Source organism: Bacillus sp. LR--39 (assembly GCF_053613335.1).
Window position 1 is genome coordinate 1 of record NZ_JBSIOT010001690.1, and the last position, 504, is coordinate 504.

1 pseudogene is annotated in these 504 nt (G+C 49.4%); it reads right to left on the reverse strand.

Annotation, left to right across the window (positions count from 1 at the left end):
- A pseudogene (gene cpdB, locus ACWHAR_RS32560) lies at positions 1 to 504 on the reverse strand (multifunctional 2',3'-cyclic-nucleotide 2'-phosphodiesterase/3'-nucleotidase/5'-nucleotidase); the annotation flags it as partial.

Consider the following 504-nt stretch of genomic DNA (forward strand, 5'->3'; position numbering starts at 1 on the left):
GTTTTTGATCGCAAGGTTTCCTGCTTTAATGTTTGTATAATAATCAGCACCGTTGCGTCCTCCTGCTTTGAACGGCGCGCCCGCTGATAAAATCGGCAGGTTTTCGTATTCCGTTCCCTTCATGACATCTTCCGCATACCATTTTTGTGCATCTGTGACAATCTGGATTGAAGGATCGTCTTTTACCTGCGCGAAAAAGCTGTTAATATCAGCTTCTGTTTGGCCAACCGGCGCGCGGACGTATTCGAGCGTTTTTTCGTGCGTATCTTTAATCGCGGAAACGACGGTTTCGTTTCGCGACGTCACATTTCCGGCAATCGCTTCCGTTTTTGCGCTGGCATCTTTCACTTTCCATTTGCCGCCGTCCAGTTCAAGCTGCATATCGATAATTCCTAAATGGCTGCCCCAGTTCTTCGGCATGACGACAGGAATGCCGTTGATCGTTCCTTTTTGGTTGTCGATCACGCCGTTACCGGGATAGTCGGTGCCGGGGAACAGACCGTG